The sequence below is a fragment of the Streptococcus mitis genome, assembly GCF_946188685.1.
Classification (GTDB): Bacteria; Bacillota; Bacilli; order Lactobacillales; family Streptococcaceae; genus Streptococcus; species Streptococcus mitis_CC.
Genome location: NZ_CAMHWH010000023.1, coordinates 1 through 521, shown reverse-complemented (window position 1 = coordinate 521; position 521 = coordinate 1). Strand labels below are relative to the sequence as shown.

Below are 521 nucleotides of genomic sequence, written 5' to 3'. Positions count from 1 at the left end.
GTTTATCTAACTCGTTATAATGAAGTTCAAACTGAAACAGCAACTTTAATCCTAGGAGCTATTGTTGGAATAGCTAGTTCCTTGTTACTCTTTTATTCTGTCAATCTTCTATATTTCGAGCAATTCCGTCGAGATATCTTGATTAAACGAATTTCAGGTTTACGATTTTTTGAAACACATGCTCAGTATATGGTTAGTCAATTTGCCAGTTTTGTATTTGGTGCTAGTCTCTTTATTTTAAGCAGTCGAGACTTGGTGATTGGCTTGCTCACTTTATTAGTCTTTCTAGCTAGTGCAGTTTTGACGCTTTACCGTCAAGCTCATAAAGAATCTCGTGTTTCTATGACAATTATGAAAGGAAAATAGGATGATTGAACTAAAGAATATATCTAAAAAATTTGGAAGCCGTCAGCTATTTTCAGATACGAATCTTCATTTTGAAGGTGGGAAAATTTATGCCTTAATCGGTACAAGTGGCTGTGGTAAGACAACACTCTTGAATATGATTGGACGATTAGAGC

2 protein-coding genes are annotated in these 521 nt (G+C 34.9%); both read left to right on the top strand.

Annotation, left to right across the window (positions count from 1 at the left end):
• A partial coding sequence (locus tag N8N51_RS10340) for a DUF1430 domain-containing protein (RefSeq protein ID WP_261104137.1) occupies positions 1–366 on the top strand: 366 nt, incomplete at its 5' end.
• A 1-nt stretch (position 367) separates the two neighbouring features.
• On the top strand, positions 368–521 hold a 154-nt coding region (locus tag N8N51_RS10335), incomplete at its 3' end, for an ATP-binding cassette domain-containing protein (protein WP_261104138.1).